Raw genomic sequence first — 22,441 nt, 5'->3', positions numbered from 1 at the left:
CTCAGCGGCCGCGGAAGCGGTCCGTGGCCTCCACCAGCGCGGAGGTGTTGCCCGGCTCGTTCGCGGAGTGGCCCGCGTCGGCCACCATGACGAACTCCGCCTCCGGCCAGGCCTTGTGCAGCGCCCAGGCGCTCTCCGGCGGGCACACCACGTCATAGCGTCCCTGGACGATGACGGCGGGGATGTGGCGGATGCGGTGCACGTCGTCGAGGAGCTGCGTGTCGCTGCGCAGGAAGCCCCGGTTGACGAAGTAGTGGCATTCGATGCGGGCGAAGGCGAGCGCGAAGGCGTCCCCGCTGTTGCGCGCCACCAGCTCCGCGTTGGGGTACAGGCAGCTCGTGCGGCCTTCCCACACGCTCCACGCGCGCGCCGCCTCCTGCTGCGCCTTTACGTCCGGGCCCATCAGCCGGCGGTGGTAGGCCGTCAGCAAGTCCCCGCGCTCCTCGGGCGGAATGGGCTCCAGGTAGTACTCCCACGCGTCGGGGAACAGGGCGCTGGCGCCGCGCTGGTAGAACCAGTCAATCTCCTGCTTGCGCAGAAGGAAGATGCCGCGCAGCACCAGCTCCGTGACGCGCTCGGGGTGTGTCTGGGCATAGGCCAGCGAGAGGGTGCTGCCCCACGAGCCGCCGAAGAGCTGCCAGTGAGGGACGCCCAGGTGCTCGCGCAGCCGCTCCATGTCCGCCACCAGGTCCCAGGTGGTGTTCTCCTCCAGGCTCGCGTGCGGGGTGCTGCGTCCGCAGCCGCGCTGGTCGAACAGGATGATGCGGTACGCGGCCGGGTCGAAGAAGCGGCGCTGGCGCGGGTCCGTCCCGCCGCCCGGGCCGCCGTGGACGAAGAGCACCGGCTTGCCCTCCGGGTTGCCGCTCTCCTCGAAGTACACCTCGTGCCCTCCAGAGACGCGCAGGCGTCCGGCGCGGTAGGGCTCCAGGGGCGGGTACAGCGAACGCAGCGGCCGGGGAGGAACGGACACAGGGCAGGCCTTCCGTGGCGGTGGGACGGCTGACCCTAACAGGGCGTCCGTCCAGGGCCTTCCGTCCGCCAGGGGCAGGGCGCCTGGAATGTGCGGCGTCCTCCCTGCCCGGGGGGCACACTGTCAGGCAGGCCACGGACGATGTGACCGCGAGTTCACCGCGCCGCGACGCGGACTTCGCGGACGGGGTGGAGACTTCCGGCTGTCTCCCAACCCCACGGAGCACGCCATGAACATCGCTTCGCTCATCCGTCCTGTGACTGTCCCCCTCCAGGCGCGCGCGCCGCGCCGGTTGAAGCTGGTCCGCGTCCAGGCCACCGTCCTGGCCCAGGGTACCGTGGGCGCCATGAAGGACGGCGTGAAGGCCTTCCGCCACATGTGCGACGTGCTGACGGGAGGCTACTCCCAGGTCCGGCACTGAGCCGGACTTCGGATGCACCGGCCCCGAAGCGGCAGGAGCCCGGTGCCTGACTCATAGCGGGGTGTGGATGACGGGAGCAGGCGGAGTCGCCTGCCATGTCCAGTACCCATTCACTTGACCTGCGCGAGCGTGTCATCGCCGCCTGGCAAGAGGGCGAGGGCAAGAGTGCCATCGCCCGTCGTTTCATGCTCGGCTATGCCCCGGTGCGGCGCTACATCGCTCGCTTCGAGACAACCGGCAGCGTCCGTGCGCGTCCTCATGGGGGCGGGGCCCCTCGCAAGGTGGATGCAGCGGGCGAAGAAGTGCTACGGCGCCTGGTATGCGAGCGTCCCGACGCCACTGACGAGGAGTTGGCACGCGTCTATGCGGTACGTGCTGGGTGCGCCATCAACCACACCACGGTGAATCGAGCGCTGCGGCGCATGGGGTTGACGCGTAAAAAAGATCCCTCCACGCGACCGAGCGCGACACCCAGGCAGTAGAGGGCCTTCGCTGGGCGTACGCGCTGGGCATGAGGAAGGGGGCGCCCGACAAGCTCGTCGTGGTGGATGAGATGGGCAGCCGCACCGACATGACTCGCACGCACGGGCGGGCGCCTGCCGGAGAGCGCCTGACGGGCGAGGCGGTGCCGCGCAACCGCGGCTGCGTCACCACGGTCCTCGGCGCGCTGACGCACCAGGGCATCGAAGCCCATATGGAAGTCGAGGGGGGCACCAGCCTGGAAGTCTGGGACAATCTGGCCGCCCACAAGTGCCGAGCGCTCATCGACGTCATCGAATCGCGCGGCGCCCGGGTCGTCTTCCTGCCTCCCTATAGTCCCGACTTCAGCCCCATCGAACTGGCATGGAGCAAGGTCAAGGCGCGGCTGCGCAAGTGGAGGTTTCGTACCCGCTCCGCCCTGCGCCAGGGCATCCACCTCGCCCTGGCGGCCATCTCCCCAAGCGACGCAGCGGGCTGGTTCGCCCACTGCGGTTACTCTGTCGCTCAGGCCATCTGAGCTGCGCTATGAGGCGCGCCGGAATGGAACGTCCATTCCACCTGGAGGGAGCCTGCCCCGTGAGCGCCAAGGCCCCCCGGACCGGAACGTCCATTCCGGGCGGAGGGGCGCGCCCCCAAGTCTCGGACCTTTGGGACGGAACGTTCATTCCAGCCCTGGACACCCAACCCTGCCGAAGTCGGAAGCCCGGAAATCGAGCGCCCATCCCACGAGGGAGTGACGCTCCCGGGACACAGCCCCGCTGGAAGGAACGTTCATTCCAAGGGGGGAGACCGCACCACCGGGCGGGAGCACCCTCGCGGGGCGGCAGGTCCATTTCGAGCAAGGAGGCGGCGCGCTCTCCATCTGGTCCTCGCGGAATGAACGTTTCCTCCACCCGGAAGGAAGCCGGCCGTGAGCCCCACCGGCCATGCCGAGGCGGAGGGAAGCTCCCATGTCGGTCTTCGCGGAATGAACGTTCCCTTCAACCGGAAGGAAGCCGGCCGTGGGCCCCGCCGGCCATGCCGAGGCGGAGGGAAGCTCCCCATGTCGGTCCTCGCGGAATGAACGTTCCCTCCACCCGGAAGGCCGGTCGGCAGCGGCCCCCGCCGGTCATGCCAATGCGAGGGCCCCTCCCCATGGAGGCCCGGTGGAATGAGCGTTCCCTCCACCCAGAAGGCCGGTCGGCAGCGGCCCCCCTCCGGTCATGCCAAGGCGGAGGGCCCCTCCCCATGGAGGCCCGGTGGAATGAACGTTCCCTCCACCCAGAAGGCCGGTCGGCAGCGGCCCCGGACATGGCGTGGAATGGGACACCCTCTTCGCGCGTAGATGGGCCATCCCCGGCAGCGGGCCTCTCCTCCGCCTGATTCCCCACACGCCCGTCAGCTGACGCCCCCGCCCTTGTCCCTCAGCCACTTCCTACGGCGCATGTCGCCCGCCCCAGCTATGACTGCTCCCTTTCACGGCAAGGGAGCACCGTAAATGGGCAGGCTGCTGTCAGGAGGGCGCGCCCGGGCGCGGGCCGGCTCCCGGGCCTGACGGTGCGTCCTCCTTCGGCGGTGGGGGCGGCACCTGCTTGCCGGCGGGGGCCACCATCCGCACCTCGGTGCGCTCGTCGAGCGCGAGCCCGTCACCCTTGGGCTCCGTCTCCGTCACGGAGATGACGTCGCCCCGGTTCAGCTTGAGGAAGCGCTCGTTGCGCTCGTTGCGGTGGCGCTCCTGCATCGCCAGGCCCACGCGCCCCTCGGGGCCGCAGCCGATGTAGCGGTGCCGGCCCTTGCCCTCCAGGGGCTCGGAGACGATGCGGAACAGCCGCCCGGGCGTCAGCTCCGGCCACGCCTCGTCCTTGGGGGCCAGCACCAGGTAGCTCATCTTCAGCGACTCCTTGTGCAGGCTCGCCGCGCGCGCCAGCTCCTCCACCACGCGCGGCATGGGCCAGGCGCGCTCGGCGTGGCACCAGTCCGTCTCCTTCACCAGCGCGGGGCAGGGGCCGCGGTACATGCAGGGCGCGCGGATGGCGTAGCCCCTGGCCACCATGGCGTCGCGCACCTGCAGCAGGCCGCGGCTCGTCTCGCGCAGCGCCGGCTCCATCACCAGCAGGCTGCCGCCGCGCTTCACCTTCGCCAGAATCGTCTCCAGCAGCGCGGCGCGGGGCGCGATGGCCGCGTCGCCCGCGCCGTACAGCTCGTTGACGACGTGGCCCATCGTAATCAGGTCGAACTGCCCCTCGGGCAGCGCGGCGCCCTTCTTCGTCGGGTCCCAGTCGCGGGTGGCCAGGGCCTCGCCGGCCTCGGCGGCCAGGTTGCGCGCCAGGGTGAGCGCGGGCTTGCTGCGGTCGGCGGCGGTGACCTGGCCCCCGCCCGCGTCCAGCGCGGCGAAGGCCACCGGGCCCGGACCGCTGCCCAAATCGAGCACCTGCCGGGGGCGGCTCGGCAGCTCGCCGAGCACCTGCCGGGCCTGCGCGTAGGACACCGGCCAGTAGAAGAGCAGGTAGGCGCCCAGGAGCTTCGGGTCATCCATGTAGCGGGCGCCGGCGAGCTGCCGCTCCCGCGTGAGGCCCAGGGAGAGCTGGCGGACCCCGGCGGCCACCTCCTTCACCTCCTGGGGCGTCAGGCGCGTCTCCGGTCCGCCGGCGCCACCCCGGCCGCGGGACGCGCGCCAGACGGCGATGAGCCGCGGCATCCATCGCTCCAGGTCCTTGCTGTATGCGTTGCTCATCCGGTCCAGCCTTCACCTGTGAAGCCGCGCTTCGCCGCGGCCGTTTCCAACCAATTGTCGTCCCGCCAAGGCGTCAACGGGGAGGTCGCCATGGAGGGGGAGACCGCGTTAAACCCTGGCCGCACATGATTTCCGTTCGCGGCCTTCGCAAGCACTACAAAGTCCACAAGCGCCCGCCGGGCCTGAAGGCGGCCCTCCGCTCGCTCGTCCACCGTAGCTACACCACGGTGAAGGCCGTGGATGGGATTTCCTTCGACATCCGCCCCGGGGAGCGGGTGGGCTTCCTGGGCCCCAACGGTGCGGGGAAGACGACGACGCTGAAGGTGCTCTCCGGCCTGCTCTACCCCTCGGACGGCGAGGTGACGGTGGACGGCCACGTCCCGCAGAAGCGGGAGGAGGCCTTCCTCAAGAAAATCATGCTGGTGATGGGGCAGAAGCAGCAGCTCCTCTGGGACCTGCCTCCGGCGGAGACGTTCGAGCTCAACCGCGCCATCTACGACGTGCCCCAGGCCCAGTACAAGAAGACGATGTCGGACCTGGTGGAGCTCCTGGAAATCGGAGACCTCATCGGCAAGCCCACCCGGCAGCTCTCCCTGGGCGAGCGGATGAAGTGCGAGCTGGCCGCGGCCCTCATCCACCAGCCCCGGGTGCTCTTCCTGGACGAGCCGACCATCGGCCTGGACGTGGCCATGCAGGCCACCATGCGGACCTTCATCAAGGAGTACAACGAGAAGTACGGCGCCACGCTCATCCTCACCAGCCACTACATGGACGACGTGGCGGCGCTGTGCCCCCGCGTCATCGTCATCGACAAGGGGCTCCTGTCGTATGACGGCGGGCTGGACGCGCTGGTGCAGCGGGTGCGGCCGGAGAAGCGCGTGGTGCTGCGACTGTCCGAGGAGGTGGACGCCGCGCGCCTGGCGCCGCTGGGCAAGGTGGTCACGCACGAGCCGGGCTCGGCGGTGCTCCAGGTGCAGCAGGAGGCCGTCAACGCCACCATCACCCGGGCGCTGTCCACGCTTCCGGTGATGGACCTCACGGTGGAGAACGCGCCGCTGGAAGAGGTGATGAGCGAGCTGTTCGCGGAGTCGAAGGCGCGCCGGGCGGCGGCGCCGGAGCCGGTGCCCGCATGAGCGCCCGGACGGTGCTGCGCGCCTTCCCCACGCTGCTGCGCGTGGGCTTCGCGGAGGCGGTGGCCTACCGCGCGGAGATGCTCATCTGGGTGCTGTCCACCACCATGCCGCTGGTCAACATGGTGCTGTGGATGGCGGTGTCACGCGAGGCACCGGTGGGCCGCTTCGGCGAGGCGGACTTCATCAGCTACTTCCTGGCCACCTTCGCGGTGCGGCAGCTCGCCACGTCCTGGGCCGCCTGGCTCATCAACTGGGAGGTGAAGCAGGGGACGCTGGCCATGCGCCTGCTCCGTCCCATTTCACCGCTGTGGACCTACGCGGTGGAGAGCATCGCCGCCTTCCCCATGCGCCTGCTGGTCGCGGTGCCGGTGGTCCTGCTGAGCGTGGCGCTGGTGGGGGAGAAGGCGGTGCCCCAGCACGCGTGGCAGTGGGGCTTCTTCGTGCTGTCGGTGATTGGCGGGTGGGCGGTGGCCTTCCTGGCCAACGTGGCCATTGGCGCGCTGTGCTTCTTCCTGGAGAGCAGCCAGAAGGTGCTGGAGGTGTGGCTGGTGCTCTTCTTCGTGTGCTCCGGCTACATGTATCCGGTGGAGCTCCTGCCGCCCACGCTGCGCGCCATCATCGACTGGCTGCCCTTCCGCTATCAGATTGGCGTGCCGGTGGAGATGCTGACGGGGGCCTACGGCTGGCAGGAGTCGCTGCGGCTGCTGGCGGCCCAGTGGGCCTGGGTGGCGGTGCTGGGCGGGCTGGCGGCGGTGACGTGGAAGCAGGGCGTGCGGCGCTTCGCGGCGTTCGGGGGCTGAGGTGAATCTGAAGCGCTATCTGCGGCTCCTGGGCATTCAACTCAAGGCGTCGGGGCTGCTGTCGCTCCAGTACCGCGCGGACTTCTTCACGGAGGGGCTGACGTCGCTCTTCTGGACCTTCACCGCGCTGGCGCCGCTGTTCGTCGTCTACGGGGAGCGCCCCAACATCGAAGGGTGGAGCTTCGGCGAGGCGCTGCTGGTGGTGGGCTGGTTCACGCTGCTCCAGGGCATCCTGGAGGGCGCCATCAACCCCAGCCTCACGGGCGTGGTGGAGCACATCCGCAAGGGCACGCTGGACTTCGTGCTGCTCAAGCCCGCGGACGCGCAGTTCCTGGTGTCCACGCAGCGCTTCCAGCCGTGGCGGGCCTTCAACGTGCTGACGGGCGTGGGCCTGTTCGTCTACGCCTTCACGCACCTGGGGCGGTGGCCGTCGGTGACGGGGCTGCTGGCCTCCGTGCTGCTGCTGGGGACGAGCACGCTCCTGCTCTACTCGCTGTGGATTCTGACGGTGAGCGCGGCGTTCTTCGTGGTGCGGGTGGACAACCTGACGTACCTGTTCACCTCCATCTTCGACTTCGCGCGCTGGCCGTCCTCCGTGTTCCAGGGCGTGGGGCGCGGCGCGCTGACGATGGTGTTCACGTATGTCATTCCGCTGGCGCTGATGACCACCTTCCCCGCGCAGGCGATGCTGGGACGGCTCCCGTTCCAGTCGCTGCTGGGGGCGGTGGCGGGCGCGGGGATTTTCGCCTGGGGCTCCCGCCAGGTGTGGCTGCGCTCCATCCGCCGCTACACGTCGGCGAGTAGCTGACGCGCCGGGAGGCGGCTCCCCAGGGCGCTGACTCAGGAGGCCCTGGGGAGGGGAGGCCGCTCGCCGGGGGCTACTGCTTCACGGCGCGGGTCAGGTCCTGGACGATTCGCGTCACATTGGCGGTGCGGCCGCCGACCAGATACCAGCTCGGCGCGTCGACCACGATGACGCGGCCCGCCTTGAAGGCCGCCGTCTTGCTGAGCTCCGGGTGCTTGCCCAGCGTCTCCAGGGCCTTGTTCTGGCCACCGCCCGTCGCCGCGCCGCGGTCCAGCACCACCAGCCAGTCCGGGTTTGCGGCCACGGCCTTCTTCAGCAGCGCGGCCGCGGCTTCGCCTCGGGTGTTCACGGCACCGGGCTGCGTCTCAATCCGAGCCATCATTCGCTCGCTCGCAATTCATTTATTACGTGAATTGCCTGGCCTGATGCGGCCGCCTTTGTCTTTCACCCCGCACGGTGGGTGTCTGCGGCCCCATGTATTTAATGTGTTCAGTTTTGAGTGGTGCGATGGTCCCTCTGGACATGTGTGGGGTAAAGGCGCCGGGCGCGGTTCCGCCGCGCACCCCCCCCCGTTCCAAAAAGGACCCCCACTCATGTTTGAACCTGCCGGGTTCGGCCGAAAGGCCGCGCTCTTGTTGTCGCTCGTGTTCGCGGGATGCTCACACGAGGAATTTGCAGATGCGCTGAATGCGACGCGGAGCCAGGAGACCGAGCTGACCTCCCTCCGTTGGGTGAGCACCCCCAGCATGTCCACGCAGCGCCTGGACCACACGGCGACCGTGCTCCCCAATGGCCGCGTGCTGGTGGCCGGTGGCCAGTCCTCCACGAGCGCCGAGCAATACGACGTGCCGACCGCGCAGTGGCTCGGCGCGGGACAGATGGTGGCCATGCGCCGCCGGCACACCGCGACGCTGCTCCCCGCCGGCAAGGTGCTGGTCGTGGGCGGTGACGCCACCGCGGCGACCACGGGCACCGCCGAGCTGTACGACGTGGCCACCGGCGCCTGGTCCGCCACGGGCAGCCTGGACTCCCTGCGCTCGGGACACACCGCGACGCTGCTGCTCAATGGCCAGGTGATGGTGACGGGCGGCGAGGACGGCACGGGCAGCGCGTTGAGGACGGCGCGTTTGTATGACGTCGCCACGGGGACCTGGACCGCCACCCACAGCATGAACGTGCCCCGCCTGGGCCACGCGGCGACGCTGCTGCCCGACGGCAAGGTGCTGGTGTCGGGCGGGCGCTCCAGCGCCTGGGGCTCCGTCCTGCGGACCGCGGAGCTGTATGACCCCGTCACGGGCTTCTGGGCTCCCGCCGCCCCCATGGCCTCTCCACGCGCGGGGCACACCTCGACGGCGCTCTTGAATGGCAAGGTGCTGGTGGCGGGCGGGTGGGTGGATGACCTCACCGCGACGCGCAGCGCGGAGCTGTATGACGTGGAGACGGGCGTCTGGGGCTCCGCGGGGAACCTGATGCCCAGCGACCGCGCGCACCATGTGGCGACGGTGCTGCACTCCGGCGAGGTGCTCGTCACCGGGGGCTCTGACGGGAGCGAGCCCTACCTCCAGAGCGCGGCGCTGTATGACCCCGTCACCGCGCTGTGGTCCTCCACGGTGTCCATGGGCATCAGCCGGCTGGGGCATACCGCCTCGCTGCTGGGCACGGGCGAGGTGCTGGTCGCGGGGGGAAGTCCGGATGGCGTCCTGCGCACGGCCTCCGCTGAACGCTACCTCCCGCCCACGCTCCCGTGGCGCGCGGCGAACGCCATGCTGTCCGCGCGCTTCCACCACGGCGTGACGGTGCTACCCACCGGAGAGGTCCTGGTGGCCGGTGGCACCTCCAATGGCAGCACGGCCCTGGGGAGCACGGAGCGCTACTCCGAGGCGACGGGCGCCTGGACGCCGTCGGGCGCGCTGCTCGGCGCGCGCTATCAGCACACCCTGACGGTGCTGCCGGATGGGAGGGTGCTGGCCTCGGGGGGCCAGAGCACGTCGTCCAGCTATCTCGCCTCGGCGGAGCTCTACGACGCGGCCACGGGCACCTGGAGCGCCACGGGGGGGCTGGCGAGCCCTCGTGCCCGCCACACCGCGACGGCGCTGCCGGACGGCCGGGTGCTGGTGGCGGGGGGCCGGATGAGCTCCAGCTTCTTCGGCATGCTGGCCACCGCGGAGCTGTATGACGCCGCCACGGGGACGTGGACCTCCACCGGGATGATGAGCCGGCGGCGCCAGTATCACTCGGCCACGTCGCTGCCGTCCGGCAAGGTGCTCGTCGTCGGCGGGAACACGCCGGAGGGCGACACGGCGACGGCGGAGCTCTACGACCTGTCCACGGGGCAGTGGATGCCCACCGGCTCGCTGTCCGGGCCGCGGTATGGGCACACGGCGGTGGCGTTGCCGTCGGGCAAGGTGCTGGTGGCGGGGGGCTGGGGCGCGGGGGGCGCGCTCGCCACGGCGGAGCTCTATGACCCGGCGACGGGCACCTGGACGTCGCTCGCCGCCATGCAGCACCCGCGCTACGGACCGATGTCCGCGCTGCTGCCCTCCGGCCGCGTGCTGGTGCTGGGGGGGGATGGGGGCGGCGGCGTGGGCCTGCTGGCCTCGGCCGAGGTCTTCGACCTGGCCAGCGGTCGGTGGCACGGCGCGGGGACGTTGCCCTCGGCGCTCACGAGCGCGGGCGTGGTGACGCTGGCGGGCTCTGGCCGCGTGCTGGTGTCGGGGGGGCTGGGGCCCAGCGGCTCATTGTCCTCGGCCGGACTGTATTCGCCCGCGCCTTGAGCGCGTGTCCCGCCCCGGAGGCGTGTGTCGCCGGGGCGGGGTTTCGGATGCGGCCTGGAGGACAGGGCGCTGGCCGCGTGTCGCCTGCGCGATGGCGGCGCGCATTCGCCATGGCCCTCCGCGCGTCCGCTGCCCCCATCCTCCCTCCCGTGCAGACAAGGGGGGCGCATGAAGGGACTTCAAGCGGTGGTCATGGCGGGAGTGTTCGTTGGCGTGCTGGGGCTGGCCCCGGCGGCCTGGGCGGGCGCGGCGAAGACGCGGTACCCCGTGGTGTTCGCCCACGGCATGGGCGGGTTCGATGACCTGCTCGGCTTCGACTATTGGGGGAACGACTACGGCACCTTCGTGGGCAAGGCCTGCGCGTCGAGCCTCGACACGGATTGCAACGGGGACCTCGCCCGCGGGCAGCGCGCCTTCGTGGCGCAGGTGGCGGCCTTCCAGTCCTCGGAGGTCCGCGGGCTGGACCTGGCGGACGACATCGAAGGCTTCATGGCCACGACCGGCGCGGCGAAGGTGAGCATCATCGGCCACTCGCAGGGCGGCATCGACGCGCGCAAGGCGGCGCGGGTGCTGCGTGAGCGGCGCGGCGTCACGTCGGTGGCGGTGCTGGCGAGCGTGTCCTCGCCGCACCGGGGCTCGCCCGTGGCCAGGTACATCCTGGATTTGAAGCCAGGCGTCACCAGCGTCGTCGCGGCGCTGGCGCGGTACTACGGCGACTCCGTGTACGCGCCGGGCAATGACGCCTACGCGGCGGCGAAGCAGCTCGTCTACGACGACTACGCCGCTTCGGATGGCGTCGTCACGGGGATGAAGGTCTTCAACGAGAAGTACCCGGTGAGCAGCCTCTACGCGGGGCGCTACGTGTCGCTCATCACCGCGCAGCATGGGGTGAATGTGAATCCGGCGCTGTACCTGTTGAAGGAGTTCCTCTTCGACATCGACGGGGACGGGCATTGCGAAGGAGACGGTGACAACGACGGCGCGGCCGGGTGCGGCGACGGCGTGCACGATGAGGCGGATGACGACGGCATGGTGGGCATCAGCTCCCAGCAGATGGGCCGCCGGCTGCGCTACCACGACGCGTTCTTCGGCTTCGACTCGGTGACGGAGGACACGTCCATTCCGGTGCTGAGCGGCCTGAACGCGCCGTCCCGCCTCCAGAGCACGTCGATGTCCAGCGTGGTGTCCCAGGACCATGTGGACGTGGTGGGCGTGGGGCCGGACACCTTCGACGAGCCGGAGTTCTACGCCGCCCTCATCCACTACATCGCCACGCAGGAAGGCGGGCTGGCGGCTCAGGCGCCGGGCGGCGGCGCTTCGACCTCCTCGGACTCCACGCCGTAGTACGCGAGGCACTCCACCTCGCGTCCGCGCACCACGCGCCGGCCGTCGAGCGGCCCGCCGTGCGCGGTGACGACGGTGCACTGACCTTCGTCGCCTTCCTGGTCGAAGTAGAGGACCACCCAGTCCCGGGTGGTCCCCTGCTGGTGGGCCAGCGCGGTGTTGGAGAAGAGCACGCGGAAGTTCCACCCCGCCAGCTTCCGGCGGAGCACGGGCAGCCAGGCCTCGCCGGAAGGGTTGAACCGGCGCGGCGCGATCCGGCGCAGCTCGCCCGCGTCCGCGCGGCGCCGGTACTCCTCGTCCACCTGGAGAATCAGGCCCACGTCGGGCCGGGGGCCTTCGTCGTGGGCCTCGCTCCGTCGCGCGGCGCCGCGCCGCTCCCGGCCGAGCCTGGCGCCGAGCAGCTCGCGCACCTGCTCGCCGCGCCGGGGGCCGAAGCCCTCCACGCGCTCCAGCCGCCCGTCGTGCGCCGCCTGCTCCAGCTCCTCCAGCGACCGCACCCCCAGCTCGTCGTGGATGCGGCGGGCCAGCTCCGCACCGATGCCCGGCACGCTGGCCAGGAGCTGCTCCGGGGAGTGCTCCGTCTCCAGCCGCTGCAGCAGCGACAGGTGCCCCGTGCGAATCAGCTCCGCCATCGCCGCGGCGATGCTCTTCCCCACGCCGGGCAGCTCGCGCAGCCCCGCTTCGTCTTTCTCCGCCAGCAGCTCCGCCACGGGCTGGGGCCACTGCGCGATGGTGTCCGCGGCCTTCCGGTAGGCGCCGACCCGGAAGGGCATCGCGTCCTGCTCCTCCAGCAGGTCCGCGACGCGCTCCAGCGCATCCGCGACGTCGATGTTGTCCTTCCAGGCAACGCCCATGGCTGCCTCCAAGGTGAGGCGCGTCGAAGACGGTGCCCACCGCCGTCGCGAATCGCCACGCCTGGCGCCGGGCCCTCGGGGCGGGCCGTGGAGGCCTTGCCTCGCCGCCTGCTCGAGGGTTCGCGGCGCTCAGCGCGGCACGCGCTCGTCGGACGCGCGAGGACCCTCGATGACCACCTTCAGGCCCGTGGGCACGTTGGGCGCGAAGGCGAGCGAGAAGCCGACGCGGTGGCACAGCTCGCGGACGATGGACAGTCCAAGGCCGCTGCCCCGGGTCGCCCGCCGCCGCGTGGCCTGCGCTCGAAACCCGCGCTCGCCCAGGCGCTCGAGGTCCCCTGGCGGGAGCCCTGGGCCGTCGTCGAGCACGGTGAGCCGGAAGCGCCCGGGCTCCGCATCCTCGAGGACGGCGACGACGTGGCCCCCCGCCTCGCCGTGCGTGACGGCGTTGTGCAGCAGGTTGCTCAGGGCCTGCTCCAGCATCGTGGGGTTGCAGCGCACCCAGAGCGCCTCGTCGGGCCGGGCGCACTCCACGGTCCGCTCCAGCAGCCGCGCGAGCTGCTGGAGCCTGCGCACGACGCGCTCCATCGTCTGTCCCAGCTCCACGCGCGGGTCGCCCGCGGTCGGGTCAATGCCCTCTCCGAGCTGGCAGGCGAGGTGGAGGTTGTCCACCAGGGAGGTGAGGTAGACGGTGTCCTCGAGGCCCTGGCGGAGGAGCGCGGCGGCCGGCTCGGTGGGCGTCGTCGAGGCCAGCTCCAGCGACAACTGGAGTGAGGCGATGGGCGTCTTCAGGTCGTGCGCGACGTCGGCCAGGTGCCGCTCCAGCGCGTGCTTCTGGGCCTCGATGCGGGTGGCGTCCTCCTGGACACGGGCATGGGTGGCGTCGAGCACCCGTGACAGCTCGCCCAGCTCATCGTCCTGGCCATCCGCCGCGGAGCGATACCCGGTCGCCCCGAGCATCCCCGCCGCCCGGTGCAGCCCGCGCAGGCGTTGGAGCAGGGGCTGGGCGACGGCGAAGGTGGACAGCGCCGCCGCGAGCAGCGTGAAGAGGACGGCGGACGCGAAGACCCACTGGCCCACCAGGGCGCGCTCGTGCATGAGGGGCCAGCGGAGCTCCAGGAGGCTGCAGGGGCCGGCCTCGCCGAGCTTCAGCAGGGTGGCCCCCGCCCACTCGGCTTCCGGATGGAACAGCGGAGGGTAGAAGACGGTGGGCTCACGCTCGCCCTGGGCGAGCCGGGCGAGCAGCGTGGGGTCCGGCCGCGCGCCGGGCGTGCCCGTCCCGACCTGGGCCAGGTCGAACGCCTCCACCTCCACGCCGTCCGGACTCCGGAAGCGCCATCCCGGCGTCGTCCGGCAGTCGGCGGTCTGGGGCGCGAGCACGAGCGCGGCGGTCATCCTCGCGCCATGCTTCAGCGCGGCATCCACGGCCAGGAAGACCGCGAGGATGGAGGCGGCCAGCGTTCCCAGCAGGCCGAGGAGCGCCGAGGCGACGAGGATGCGTTGGGCCAGGCGGTTGCGCAGCCTCACCGCGGCGCCTCGTCGGGGACGAACCGGTAGCCAATCCCCCAGGAGGTCTGGATGCGCGCGCCCGCGGGCCCCAGCTTCTTGCGGATGCGCGCGACGTGAGAGTCCACGGTCCGGTCATCGCGCTCCTCGCTGGGCGGCAGCGCGTGCTGGGCAATCTGGGCGCGCGTCAGGGCCCGTCCCGGACGCTCCACGAGGTACGCGAGCACGTCGAACTCGTGGCGCGTGAGCGGCAGGACGCCGGTGCCTTCGCGGCTCGCCTCGCGGGCGTCGAGGTCCAGGCTCACGTCGTCCCAGCGCAGCACGCGTCGCGGGCGCTCCTCCTGGAGGAGGAGCCGCGCGCGGATGCGGGCGACCAGCTCCTCCATCCAGAAGGGCTTGGGGAGGTAGTCGGCCGCCCCCAGGCCGAAGGAGCGCAGCCGGGCTTCCAGCTCCTGCCTCGCGGTGAGGACGATGATGGGGACACGGAGCCGGAAGCGCCAGGCTTCCATCACCTCGAAGCCGTCCTGCCCGGGAAGGTTGAGGTCCAGCACCACCAGGTCGGGTTGCTCGCGCTCGGCCATTTCGAGCGCGAGCACTCCGTCCGTGGCGAGCGCCACCTGGAAGCCCGCGAGCTTCAATCCACGGACGATGCCCGCGGCGATGGGGGCATCGTCCTCCACGACCAGGATGCGCGCCGATGGGTTCATGGACACTCTACCCAGACAGGCTGCGTCGCCAGATTCGCTGCTTCGCGGCGGTCAGTACACCCAGGTGTAGCCACAGCCGACAGTGGCGCTCACCTCGGGGGTGGGGCTGACGCCGACGCCGAGGCTCACGACGAGGCCGGCGAGCTCGAGCTTGCCACTCGTGAGGAAGTCCGTCCATTCCCGCTCGGTGGCGGGCGCGTTGAAGACGACCTGGACGCTCCCGCCATACTTGAGGCTGGCCCCCAGGCTCACGGACAGCTCGGGGCCGTCGAGCTTGGAGGGCTTGTCCGCCCAGACGCCAAGCTGGAAGTCCAGCGACGCGCCGGTCGCGAGGCCCGCGACGCCGCCCACGCCGTAGTAGCCGCGCAGTTCCTTCAGCTCCGGGAGGTCGAAGGCGAAGCCGAAGTTGCCCTCGGCGCCAGCGCCGTAGGCCGCGTCACCGCCGCTGCCGAGGGAGAAGGTGATGAAGCCCTTGCCCCGGGCGTCGTTGTTGGTGCGCTGGACCGACGCGTCCTGGGAGAGCGAGCTCACCGTCTTCTGCGTGTCGTCGTCCTTCTTCTTCTGGGAGGACTGGCCCACGAGGAACTCCACCTGCTTGTGGCGGGTGGGGTTCGTCAGCAGCGCGTAGCCCGTCTCGGCCATGCCCTCCAGGAGGGCCAGGTGCTCGCGGTAGACGTCCTCGGCCAGCGTCTGGGCGACGTCACTCAGCGCGTCCGTGAGGAAGCGGGTGGACAGCTCCACCACCTCGTTCCAGGCGGCCTCCCCGGCGGCCAGGGACTCCGCATACGCCTGCTCCGCCAGCTTCGCGGCGTCACGGGTGAGCGTGTCCACCTCCCGGGCGAGCTGCTCGGCCTCGCGGCTCACCTGGTTCGTCACGGTGCCCGCGGTATCGGTGACGGTGTCGGCCGCCTTGTTCGCGGTGTCCACCACCGCGTTGCCCGCCTTCTTCGCCGACTTCTTCACCTTCTTCACGGCCTTCTTGAACGACTTGCTGAGACTCACGTGGAGACCCCCTCTGGCTGCGTTGAGGGCTCCACCTTGCGGCAGAAGTGTTGAGGGACTGTGGAGGGCGGCGCACGCCTGGACGGCCGCCCCCGTCCTCAACCGGCGTCCGTGACGACGGCGTCCGCTTCAATCTCCACCAGGATTTCAGGGGAGATGAGGCGGCTGACCTCCACCATGGAGGTCGCGGGGCGGATGTGGGCGAAGAATTCGCCGTGCGCCCGGCCCACCTCCTCCCACCGCTGGATGTCCGTGACGTACATGCGCGTGCGCACCACGTCTTCCAGGCGGGCGCCCAGGGCCTCGAGCGCGGCCTGGATGTTCTGCAGGGCCCGCCGCGCCTGGATGTACGCGTCTCCCACCCCGACGATGTTTCCGTGGCCATCGGTGGCCGTCGTCCCGGACACGGAGACGAAGGGGCCCACACGGACGGCGCGCGAGTAGCCCACTTTGGGCTCCCACGGGGTTCCAGTGGAATGCTGGGTGCGCTTCATCGGCTCTCCAGGGGTAGGTGAGGGGCGGCAGCCTCGCACGGGGCACCGGCCGGGCGGCAAGCGCCGCTTGCAAGCTGCAAGGAAACACCGCCCGTGATAGTTGGCCCCGGGTCATGACGAACGAGCTCCAAAGGGAGGTCGCCCGGCGGCGCACCTTCGCGATCATCTCCCACCCCGACGCGGGCAAGACGACCCTCACCGAGAAGCTGCTGCTCTACGGCGGCGCCATCCACCTGGCCGGAAGCGTGAAGGCCAAGCGGGCGAGGCGGCACGCCACGTCCGACTGGATGGAGCTGGAGAAGGAGCGCGGCATCTCCGTCACCTCGTCCGTCCTCCAGTTCAGCTACCGCGACCACGCGGTGAACCTGCTGGACACCCCGGGGCACCAGGACTTCTCCGAGGACACCTACCGCACCCTGGCCGCGGCGGACGCGGCGGTGATGCTCATCGACGCCGCCAAGGGCGTGGAGCCGCAGACCAAGAAGCTGTTCAAGGTCTGCCGCCTGCGGGGCATCCCCATCTTCACCTTCGTCAACAAGCTGGACCGGTACGGCCGTGAGCCGCTGGATTTGATGAACGAGCTGGAGCAGATCCTCGGCATCCGCTCCTACCCGATGAACTGGCCCATCGGCATGGGGCCGGACTTCCGCGGCGTCTATGACCGGCAGGCCCGCGTGGTCCACGTCTTCTCCGCCGAGGGCTCCCACGGCGAGTCCGAGGTGGGCGAGCGCTCGGTCTCCATCGACTCGGATGAAATCAAGTCGGTCCTCACCGACGCGGAGCTGGCGAAGCTGCACGAGGACATCGAGCTGCTGGACATTGGCGGCGACGAGTTCACCCGCGAGAAGAGCGACGCGGGGCAGCTCACGCCCATGTTCTTCGGCAGCGCGATGACCAACTTCGGCGTGCGCCCGTTCCTGGACGCCTTCCTGGACCTGGCCCCCGCGCCCACCCCGCGTCCGACGACGAATGGACCGCGCGAGCCCACCCACCCGAAGTTCGCCGGCTTCGTGTTCAAGATTCAGGCGAACATGGACCCCGCGCACCGCGACCGCATCGCGTTCATGCGCGTGGTGAGCGGGCGCTACGTGAAGGGCATGAGCGCCTTCCACTCGCGGCTGGGCAAGGAGGTCCGTCTGGCCAAGCCGAGCCAGTTCATGGCCGCCGAGCGCACCTCCATCGAGGACGCGTGGCCCGGCGACGTCATCGGCCTGTTCGACCCGGGGCAGTACCGCATCGGTGACACGCTGGCGGAAGGCACCGGCGTGGAGTTCGAGGGCGTGCCGCGCTTCAGCCCGGAGTTCTTCGCCGTCGTCCGCAGCAAGGATCCGCTCCGCCGCAAGCAGATGGAGAAGGGCCTGGAGCAGCTCTCCGAGGAGGGCACGGTGCAGATCTTCCAGCAGCTCCAGATGGGCATGAAGGACCCCATCGTCGGCGTGGTGGGCGCGCTCCAGTTCGAGGTCCTCCAGTTCCGCCTGGAGCACGAGTACGGCGCGAAGATTGCCCTCGACCGGCTGCCCTTCAGCCATGCGCGCTGGGTGGTGGGGCCCAACTTCGACCCGAAGGCGTTCGACTGGGAAGGCAACCGCCAGACGGTGCAGGACCGGGACGGCCTGCCGCTGGTGCTCTTCCGGGATGACTGGGCGCTCCAGCACGCCGAGGACAAGCACCCGGACCTGAAGTTCCTCTCGGAGGCCCCGCAGCTCCGGCAGGCGACCCCGGTGGCGTCGGGCGCCTGAGCGCCGGGAGGCGCCGGACGGGTCGGGCCCCTGTACGAGTGGACTTTCGCCAGGGGCTTCATTAAGCGGAGGGGGCTTCGCGCGAAGCACCGCAGCGGCCCCCTGCATGTCAGAGCGGAACCTCCTACCTCACGAGGTCGTGCGTGCCTGGCTCGAGCGCCGGGCGCCGCGCCCATCCCCTCACTCCCTGGTGGACCTGTTCGAGCGGCTCTGCCAGGCGCTCTGGCGCCGTGGCCGATTGGCCCTGGGCGAGGTCACCCTGGTGGCCATCCTGGCGCGGGTGCTCCAGCGGGTGGCCATGGCCCATCCGCACCTGTCGGTGCTGGCCGTCACGCCGGAGGGCGTTCGCTTCGACGGGCTGCATCCGGTCGCGGCGGAGCTCGACCCGGAGCGGCTGGAGGAGTCGCTGGTGGTCCTGGTCGAGGAGTGGCTGCGGGTCCTGGATGCCTTGACGGGTGAGGTCCTCTCCGCGGCGCTCCGCGAGGAGCTGCTGGCCGTGGACAGCGCCCGGTCGGAAGGGGCCGGTCGCCCGCGATGAAGGAGCCACGGCGCCCCGCGGGGAACGGCCCCGCCTTTCGCAGGCGGCCGCGCCGCGCGTGGCACAAGCGCGGGCACGGCCGCCGCCACCAGGCGCGGCTCCATGAGCTTGGCCAGTTGCTCTGTGGCGCGGACACCCTCGCGTCCAGCTTCTCCGCCCTGGTGGAGCGCCTGACGCGCTGGCTCCCGGTGCGCGCCGCGCTGCTGCTGGAGGGCGTGGACGCGGCCGGGCAGCCCGCCCTGGAGCGGCCCTGCCTGTCGGCGTGGCATCCCGCCGGGGACGGGGCGTCCACGCTGTCCCGGGCCGTGGCCCATGCCGCCGCGGCGTACGCCTACCTCGTGGGACTGGAGCAGGTGGCGCTCCAGGGCCGTGATGCCCCCGCGGGCGTGTTCGCGGCGGAGCCCGCCGTGGCGCCGGGGGCCATCACCCTGCCGTTGGTGGCGAAGGAGGGCATCCTGGGCGCGCTCCACGTGGAGGCGGTGGGGCTCCAGGAAGAGGGGCTGTCCCTCCTGGACGCGGTGGCGAACCTGCTGGCGGTGGCCCTGGCCAGGGAGCACGTCCTGCGCCGCGAGGTGTGGCTGCGCGAGCGCGCCGAGGCGCTGTTCCTCCAGGCCCAGGAGGCGGTGCGCTGGCGCGACGAGCTGCTCACCGTCGTCTCCCATGACATCAAGACGCCGCTGCTCGCGGTGCGGATGAACGCGGAGATGATTCTGAAGACGGGCACGGCGCCGGAGAAGGAGTCCCGCCGCCGCCGCTACCTGGAGAACATCGTCCTCGCCGAGCAGCAGATGAGCAGCCTCATCGGCAACCTGCTGGACCGGGCGCGCCTGCGCGGAATGCCCATCCCCTTGGCGCTCCAGCCCCACCCGGTGGAGGACCTGCTGGCGCAGTCGCTGGAGGTGCTGCGGCCGCTCGCCCTGGAGAAGGAGCAGCGGCTCACGGTGGCGCTGGCGCCCCGGACGCCGCCGGTGCGCGCCGACCGGGAGCGCGTCCTCCAGGTGCTGGCCAACCTGGTGAGCAACGCCATCAAGTTCACGCCCCCGGGCGGCACCATCGTCTTGAGCGCCCGCCCGGAGGAAGCGGGGGCGTGGGTGCGCATCGCCGTGAAGGACTCTGGCCCGGGCATCCCCGCCGAGGACGCGCCGCACCTCTTCGAGCGCTTCTGGCGGGCCAGCCACTCACCGGGGCGCGGCACGGGGCTGGGGCTGAGCATCGCCTGGAACCTGGTGGCCGCTCACGGCGGGACGCTCAACGTGGAGAGCCAGGAGGGGCAGGGGAGCACCTTCTTCTTCACCCTGCCCGTGGCCTCGCCCTGAGGCGCGGCGGCTACTTGTAGGGCGTCACCGTGCCGCCGCGGAAGGCGGAGTCGCGCAGCACCAGCCCTTCCTTGCAGAGGCGCGCCGTCTTCGGGCCCACGTAGAAGCCCTTGGGCTCGCTCCTGCGGTGCGTCTTCTTGATGTACTCCTCGATTTCGAGGAACAGGCGCCGGAACTTGTCGGGGGCCGCGTTCTTCCGGCCCGTCTGGGCGGTGATGTCCAGCTCGGCCCACATCTTCCCGCTGAGCAGCTCGCCCTCCTCGTTGGGGCGGCAGCGCTCCATGAAGATGACGGGGGAGCGCACCTCGTCGATGCGCCAGTAGCCCTTGTCCGGCCCGCGCTTCACCTTGTCCACGATGGCCGCGCCCAGCTCGGAGGCCACCAGGTAGAGGTCCTCCGGGGGCAGCCGCTCCAGGTTCTCCATGTTGGCGCGGAAGGTCTCCCAGTCCTCGGGGACGCGCCGGGGGTACACCTCCAGGACGAAGCGCTCCAGGAAGCGGAAGAAGGCGACTTCGTCCTCGGGGGACATGAAGAACTGAATGACGTTGGCCATCGCGCAGCCCTCATACCCCTGACTGCGTCTTTCGCGATAGTGCGCCGCGAAGCGGGCTATGACTCCGGGCATGGATACCTGGCTGCTGACCCGGATGCAGGAGCTTCGCGACCTTCAGGGCCTCATTGGCCTGGCCACGTGGGACATGGAGACGTACCTGCCCTCCAAGGCGGGCCCCGCGCGCTCCCACCAGCTCTCCACCCTGCAGGGGCTGCACCATGAGCGCCTGGTGGACCCCCGGCTGGGCGAGGCCCTGGCCCGGGCCGCCTCGCAAGCGGACCTGTCCGAAGACGCCCGGGCCATGGTGGCGGTGCTGACGCGCGAGCGGGACCGGGAGGTGCGCGTCCCCGCGCCCCTGGTGAAGGCGCTGGCCGGGGCCATCAGCGACGCCATCCCCGCCTGGCGGGAAGCCCGGCAGGCGAGGCGCTTCAGCATCTTCCAGCCCGCGCTCCAGCGCCTGCTGTCGCTGCGCCGGGAGCAGGCGGACGCGTATGGCCACGACGGGGAGCGTTACGACGCGCTGCTGGAGGGCCATGAGCCCGGCATGCGCGTGGCGCGCCTGACGCCGGTGCTGTCCGCGCTGCGCGAGCACCTCGTCCCCATGGTGGGCAAGCTCACCGCGGTGCGCCGGCCGGTGGCGCCCTTCCTGATGGGCCGTCACTACGACAAGGACGCGCAGTGGGCTTTCACCCTGCGGCTGCTGAAGGACATCGGCTTTGACCTGGAGGCGGGCCGGCAGGACCTGAGCATCCACCCCTTCACGGGCGGCACGCACCCGCTGGATGTGCGGCTCACCACGCACGTGGACACGGCCACGCCATTCCCCGCCATCTTCAGCACCATCCATGAAGCCGGCCACGGCCTGTATGAGCAGGGCTTCGCGCCCGAGCTCCACCGCACGCCGCTGTCCGCCGCGCCCTCCATGGGCCTGCACGAGTCGCAGTCACGCCTGTGGGAGAACATGGTGGGCCGCGGCCTGCCCTTCTGGCGGCACTACTTCCCGGTGCTGCGCGCGGCCTTCCCGGAGGCGCTGTCCGGCACGGACGTGGAGTCGTTCCACGCCGCGGTGAACGCGGTGGGGCCGTCGCTCATCCGCATCGAGTCAGACGAGGTGACGTACAACCTGCACATCGCGCTGCGCTACGAGCTGGAGCTGCTGCTGGTGCGCGACGAGCTGCCGGTGGACGAGCTGCCCGCCGCGTGGAACGCGCGCATGGAGAAGTACCTGGGCATCACCCCGCCGGATGACACGCAGGGCGTGCTGCAGGACATCCACTGGGCCTGGGGCGAGCTGGGCTACTTCCCCACGTACTCGCTGGGCAACCTCTACGCGGCCTCGCTCTACCGCGCGGCGAAGCGCGACCTGCCGGACCTGGAGGCGGGATTGAGCCGCGGTGAGTTGCTGCCCCTGCGAGACTGGCTGCGCACGCACGTGCACCAGCACGGCTTCCGCCTCTCCGCGGAGGAGCGCGTGAAGCAGGTGACGGGACAGGGCCTCACGGACACGGACTTCCTGGCGTACTTGAAGGAGAAGTACGGCGCGCTCTACAGTCTCTCGCTCTGAGCGGCCGAGGGCGCGTGCCTCGGTGGGGAGGCGGCAGGGAGGCCGCCTCGTGTCTGGGCTGTCCGTTGATACCCAGGACGGCGCCGGGCCGGCGTGCGCGTCTGAAAGGATGCCGTGATGTTCATGCGTCTGATGACGTCCGCCGTGTTGTTCAGCCTGCTGCTGCCTGGCCTCGCGAGGGCACAGGCGCCTACGTCGCAGGAGTGGGGGCTGCTGCTTGCCGGCGGCGGTGGCCTCTTCGCTGGGAACAACAGCAACAACCGTGGAGGGCTCCTGAGCGCCCAGGTGCTCGTGCTGACCCGGTTCAACGTGGAGTTCGGGTTCGTGTTGCAGTGGGGCCGGACCTTCAGGACGTCGCAAGCCGCGGACCTGGACCACTGGCGTCCTGGGGATGCGCTTGCCCGGCACCCGTCAAGCAGCTTCTGGGGCGCCGCCGGCGAGGCGCGTTACCGCTTCCTTCGGGACCGGCGTGTCTCGCCCTGGGTGGCGCTCCGCGTGGGGACCAGCACCTCCACGAAAATCGATACGGATGCCTTTGTCCCGCGCCTGTACTCCAGCACCCATCTCGCGCTGGCCGCGGGCGCCGGGCTGGACGTGCGCATCGCCGGTCCGCTGGGGGTCACCCTGGGCGGCTACTACCAGCGCTGCGACATCAACCATGAGCCCTATGACCCCATCTGCACGGGAGCCGGGCCGACCCTGGTGCTCAGCCCCCACCTGCGCTTCTGAGT

Annotated in this window: 22 protein-coding genes; 13 read left to right on the top strand and 9 right to left on the bottom strand. The window is 70.8% G+C overall.

The window, feature by feature from the left end; translation table 11 throughout:
* Position 1 precedes the first annotated feature (1 nt).
* The gene (pip, locus tag MYMAC_RS29175) at positions 2-970 is read right to left on the bottom strand and encodes a prolyl aminopeptidase (RefSeq protein WP_013938302.1); all 969 of its coding nucleotides are present in this window, start codon (positions 968-970) and stop codon (positions 2-4) included.
* Between the two features lie 229 nt (positions 971-1,199).
* Between pip and MYMAC_RS29170 the strand changes: the two genes are divergently transcribed.
* From MYMAC_RS29170 to MYMAC_RS29160, 3 genes are all read left to right on the top strand, one after another.
* A complete protein-coding gene (locus tag MYMAC_RS29170; protein WP_013938303.1) occupies positions 1,200-1,391 on the top strand; it encodes a hypothetical protein in 192 nt (63 codons plus the stop codon).
* 95 nt (positions 1,392-1,486) lie between these two features.
* The gene (locus MYMAC_RS29165; RefSeq protein ID WP_095960447.1) at positions 1,487-1,873 is read left to right on the top strand and encodes a helix-turn-helix domain-containing protein; all 387 of its coding nucleotides are present in this window, start codon (positions 1,487-1,489) and stop codon (positions 1,871-1,873) included.
* A gap of 29 nt (positions 1,874-1,902) precedes the next feature.
* On the top strand, positions 1,903-2,388 hold the full coding sequence (locus MYMAC_RS29160; RefSeq protein ID WP_095960446.1) for a transposase: 486 nt from the start codon (positions 1,903-1,905) through the stop codon (positions 2,386-2,388).
* A gap of 975 nt (positions 2,389-3,363) precedes the next feature.
* On the opposite strand, the gene MYMAC_RS29155 is transcribed toward MYMAC_RS29160, so the two are convergent.
* Positions 3,364-4,584 carry a small ribosomal subunit Rsm22 family protein gene (locus MYMAC_RS29155; RefSeq protein ID WP_095960445.1) on the bottom strand — a complete coding sequence of 407 codons (1,221 nt, stop codon included), beginning with the start codon at positions 4,582-4,584 and terminating at the stop codon, positions 3,364-3,366.
* A 125-nt stretch (positions 4,585-4,709) separates the two neighbouring features.
* Between MYMAC_RS29155 and MYMAC_RS29150 the strand changes: the two genes are divergently transcribed.
* Genes MYMAC_RS29150 through MYMAC_RS29140 form a run of 3 tightly spaced genes read left to right on the top strand, consistent with a single transcriptional unit; the run spans position 4,710 to position 7,325 of the window.
* On the top strand, positions 4,710-5,717 hold the full coding sequence (locus MYMAC_RS29150) for an ABC transporter ATP-binding protein (RefSeq protein WP_013938305.1): 1,008 nt from the start codon (positions 4,710-4,712) through the stop codon (positions 5,715-5,717).
* A complete protein-coding gene (locus MYMAC_RS29145) occupies positions 5,714-6,517 on the top strand; it encodes an ABC transporter permease (RefSeq protein ID WP_095960444.1) in 804 nt (267 codons plus the stop codon). Before MYMAC_RS29150 ends, MYMAC_RS29145 begins: the two co-directional genes overlap by 4 nt.
* 1 nt (position 6,518) lies before the next feature.
* Positions 6,519-7,325 carry an ABC transporter permease gene (locus MYMAC_RS29140; RefSeq protein ID WP_013938307.1) on the top strand — a complete coding sequence of 269 codons (807 nt, stop codon included), beginning with the start codon at positions 6,519-6,521 and terminating at the stop codon, positions 7,323-7,325.
* A 70-nt stretch (positions 7,326-7,395) separates the two neighbouring features.
* On the opposite strand, the gene MYMAC_RS29135 is transcribed toward MYMAC_RS29140, so the two are convergent.
* Positions 7,396-7,704 carry a substrate-binding domain-containing protein gene (locus MYMAC_RS29135; RefSeq protein ID WP_239989076.1) on the bottom strand — a complete coding sequence of 103 codons (309 nt, stop codon included), beginning with the start codon at positions 7,702-7,704 and terminating at the stop codon, positions 7,396-7,398.
* 364 nt (positions 7,705-8,068) lie between these two features.
* Here MYMAC_RS29135 and MYMAC_RS29130 point away from each other — a divergent pair, with 364 nt between their 5' ends.
* Positions 8,069-10,096, top strand: a complete 2,028-nt coding sequence (locus tag MYMAC_RS29130; RefSeq protein WP_204817005.1) for a Kelch repeat-containing protein — start codon at positions 8,069-8,071, stop codon at positions 10,094-10,096.
* A 168-nt stretch (positions 10,097-10,264) separates the two neighbouring features.
* The gene (locus MYMAC_RS29125) at positions 10,265-11,440 is read left to right on the top strand and encodes an esterase/lipase family protein (protein ID WP_095960443.1); all 1,176 of its coding nucleotides are present in this window, start codon (positions 10,265-10,267) and stop codon (positions 11,438-11,440) included.
* On the opposite strand, the gene MYMAC_RS29120 is transcribed toward MYMAC_RS29125, so the two are convergent.
* The 5 genes from MYMAC_RS29120 to MYMAC_RS29100 all read right to left on the bottom strand — a co-directional run bounded on the left by MYMAC_RS29120 (position 11,392) and on the right by MYMAC_RS29100 (position 16,000).
* Complete coding sequence (locus MYMAC_RS29120) at positions 11,392-12,294, bottom strand: helix-hairpin-helix domain-containing protein (protein ID WP_204817003.1); 903 nt, start codon at positions 12,292-12,294, stop codon at positions 11,392-11,394. The two genes, MYMAC_RS29125 and MYMAC_RS29120, sit on opposite strands and share 49 nt — an antisense overlap.
* Before the next feature lie 129 nt (positions 12,295-12,423).
* Positions 12,424-13,818 carry a sensor histidine kinase gene (locus tag MYMAC_RS29115; protein WP_095960441.1) on the bottom strand — a complete coding sequence of 465 codons (1,395 nt, stop codon included), beginning with the start codon at positions 13,816-13,818 and terminating at the stop codon, positions 12,424-12,426.
* The gene (locus tag MYMAC_RS29110) at positions 13,815-14,504 is read right to left on the bottom strand and encodes a response regulator transcription factor (protein WP_239989075.1); all 690 of its coding nucleotides are present in this window, start codon (positions 14,502-14,504) and stop codon (positions 13,815-13,817) included. Before MYMAC_RS29110 ends, MYMAC_RS29115 begins: the two co-directional genes overlap by 4 nt.
* 51 nt (positions 14,505-14,555) lie before the next feature.
* Positions 14,556-15,506 (bottom strand): hypothetical protein, encoded by a 951-nt coding sequence (locus tag MYMAC_RS29105; protein ID WP_095960439.1) that lies wholly within the window; start codon positions 15,504-15,506, stop codon positions 14,556-14,558.
* Between the two features lie 98 nt (positions 15,507-15,604).
* Positions 15,605-16,000: a RidA family protein gene (locus MYMAC_RS29100; RefSeq protein ID WP_095960438.1), complete on the bottom strand. Its 396-nt coding sequence runs from the start codon at positions 15,998-16,000 to the stop codon at positions 15,605-15,607.
* A gap of 113 nt (positions 16,001-16,113) precedes the next feature.
* On the opposite strand from MYMAC_RS29100, the gene MYMAC_RS29095 reads away from it, so the two are divergent.
* From MYMAC_RS29095 to MYMAC_RS29085, 3 genes are all read left to right on the top strand, one after another.
* The gene (locus MYMAC_RS29095; RefSeq protein ID WP_013938316.1) at positions 16,114-17,739 is read left to right on the top strand and encodes a peptide chain release factor 3; all 1,626 of its coding nucleotides are present in this window, start codon (positions 16,114-16,116) and stop codon (positions 17,737-17,739) included.
* A gap of 139 nt (positions 17,740-17,878) precedes the next feature.
* Positions 17,879-18,277: a hypothetical protein gene (locus MYMAC_RS29090; protein ID WP_239989074.1), complete on the top strand. Its 399-nt coding sequence runs from the start codon at positions 17,879-17,881 to the stop codon at positions 18,275-18,277.
* The gene (locus MYMAC_RS29085) at positions 18,274-19,593 is read left to right on the top strand and encodes a sensor histidine kinase (RefSeq protein ID WP_095960436.1); all 1,320 of its coding nucleotides are present in this window, start codon (positions 18,274-18,276) and stop codon (positions 19,591-19,593) included. Before MYMAC_RS29090 ends, MYMAC_RS29085 begins: the two co-directional genes overlap by 4 nt.
* A 10-nt stretch (positions 19,594-19,603) precedes the next feature.
* On the opposite strand, the gene MYMAC_RS29080 is transcribed toward MYMAC_RS29085, so the two are convergent.
* On the bottom strand, positions 19,604-20,146 hold the full coding sequence (locus MYMAC_RS29080) for a hypothetical protein (RefSeq protein WP_013938319.1): 543 nt from the start codon (positions 20,144-20,146) through the stop codon (positions 19,604-19,606).
* Between the two features lie 70 nt (positions 20,147-20,216).
* Here MYMAC_RS29080 and MYMAC_RS29075 point away from each other — a divergent pair, with 70 nt between their 5' ends.
* Positions 20,217-21,710 carry a carboxypeptidase M32 gene (locus MYMAC_RS29075; protein ID WP_239989073.1) on the top strand — a complete coding sequence of 498 codons (1,494 nt, stop codon included), beginning with the start codon at positions 20,217-20,219 and terminating at the stop codon, positions 21,708-21,710.
* A 117-nt stretch (positions 21,711-21,827) separates the two neighbouring features.
* Entirely contained in the window at positions 21,828-22,439 is a 612-nt protein-coding gene (locus MYMAC_RS29070; RefSeq protein ID WP_095960434.1) for a hypothetical protein, read from the top strand.
* Positions 22,440-22,441: the final 2 nt, after the last annotated feature.

The sequence above is a fragment of the Corallococcus macrosporus DSM 14697 genome (assembly GCF_002305895.1).
GTDB lineage: Bacteria > Myxococcota > Myxococcia > Myxococcales > Myxococcaceae > Myxococcus > Myxococcus macrosporus.
The sequence above is the reverse complement of the archived record's forward strand: the minus strand, read 5'-3'. Positions and strand labels throughout refer to the sequence as shown.

What these genes read in the sequence shown, in the direction of transcription:
- MYMAC_RS29085 (WP_095960436.1), top strand. Translation starts at nt 18,274, where the DNA reads ATGAAGGAGCCACGGCGCCCCGCGGGGAACGGCCCCGCCTTTCGCAGG.
- MYMAC_RS29100 (WP_095960438.1), bottom strand. Translation starts at nt 16,000, where the DNA reads ATGAAGCGCACCCAGCATTCCACTGGAACCCCGTGGGAGCCCAAAGTG.
- MYMAC_RS29155 (WP_095960445.1), bottom strand. Translation starts at nt 4,584, where the DNA reads ATGAGCAACGCATACAGCAAGGACCTGGAGCGATGGATGCCGCGGCTC.
- MYMAC_RS29130 (WP_204817005.1), top strand. Translation starts at nt 8,069, where the DNA reads ATGTCCACGCAGCGCCTGGACCACACGGCGACCGTGCTCCCCAATGGC.
- MYMAC_RS29080 (WP_013938319.1), bottom strand. Translation starts at nt 20,146, where the DNA reads ATGGCCAACGTCATTCAGTTCTTCATGTCCCCCGAGGACGAAGTCGCC.
- MYMAC_RS29145 (WP_095960444.1), top strand. Translation starts at nt 5,714, where the DNA reads ATGAGCGCCCGGACGGTGCTGCGCGCCTTCCCCACGCTGCTGCGCGTG.
- MYMAC_RS29125 (WP_095960443.1), top strand. Translation starts at nt 10,265, where the DNA reads ATGAAGGGACTTCAAGCGGTGGTCATGGCGGGAGTGTTCGTTGGCGTG.
- MYMAC_RS29110 (WP_239989075.1), bottom strand. Translation starts at nt 14,504, where the DNA reads ATGAACCCATCGGCGCGCATCCTGGTCGTGGAGGACGATGCCCCCATC.
- MYMAC_RS29150 (WP_013938305.1), top strand. Translation starts at nt 4,710, where the DNA reads ATGATTTCCGTTCGCGGCCTTCGCAAGCACTACAAAGTCCACAAGCGC.
- MYMAC_RS29170 (WP_013938303.1), top strand. Translation starts at nt 1,200, where the DNA reads ATGAACATCGCTTCGCTCATCCGTCCTGTGACTGTCCCCCTCCAGGCG.
- MYMAC_RS29075 (WP_239989073.1), top strand. Translation starts at nt 20,217, where the DNA reads ATGGATACCTGGCTGCTGACCCGGATGCAGGAGCTTCGCGACCTTCAG.
- MYMAC_RS29070 (WP_095960434.1), top strand. Translation starts at nt 21,828, where the DNA reads ATGTTCATGCGTCTGATGACGTCCGCCGTGTTGTTCAGCCTGCTGCTG.
- MYMAC_RS29160 (WP_095960446.1), top strand. Translation starts at nt 1,903, where the DNA reads ATGAGGAAGGGGGCGCCCGACAAGCTCGTCGTGGTGGATGAGATGGGC.
- MYMAC_RS29135 (WP_239989076.1), bottom strand. Translation starts at nt 7,704, where the DNA reads ATGATGGCTCGGATTGAGACGCAGCCCGGTGCCGTGAACACCCGAGGC.
- MYMAC_RS29165 (WP_095960447.1), top strand. Translation starts at nt 1,487, where the DNA reads ATGTCCAGTACCCATTCACTTGACCTGCGCGAGCGTGTCATCGCCGCC.
- MYMAC_RS29120 (WP_204817003.1), bottom strand. Translation starts at nt 12,294, where the DNA reads ATGGGCGTTGCCTGGAAGGACAACATCGACGTCGCGGATGCGCTGGAG.
- MYMAC_RS29095 (WP_013938316.1), top strand. Translation starts at nt 16,114, where the DNA reads ATGACGAACGAGCTCCAAAGGGAGGTCGCCCGGCGGCGCACCTTCGCG.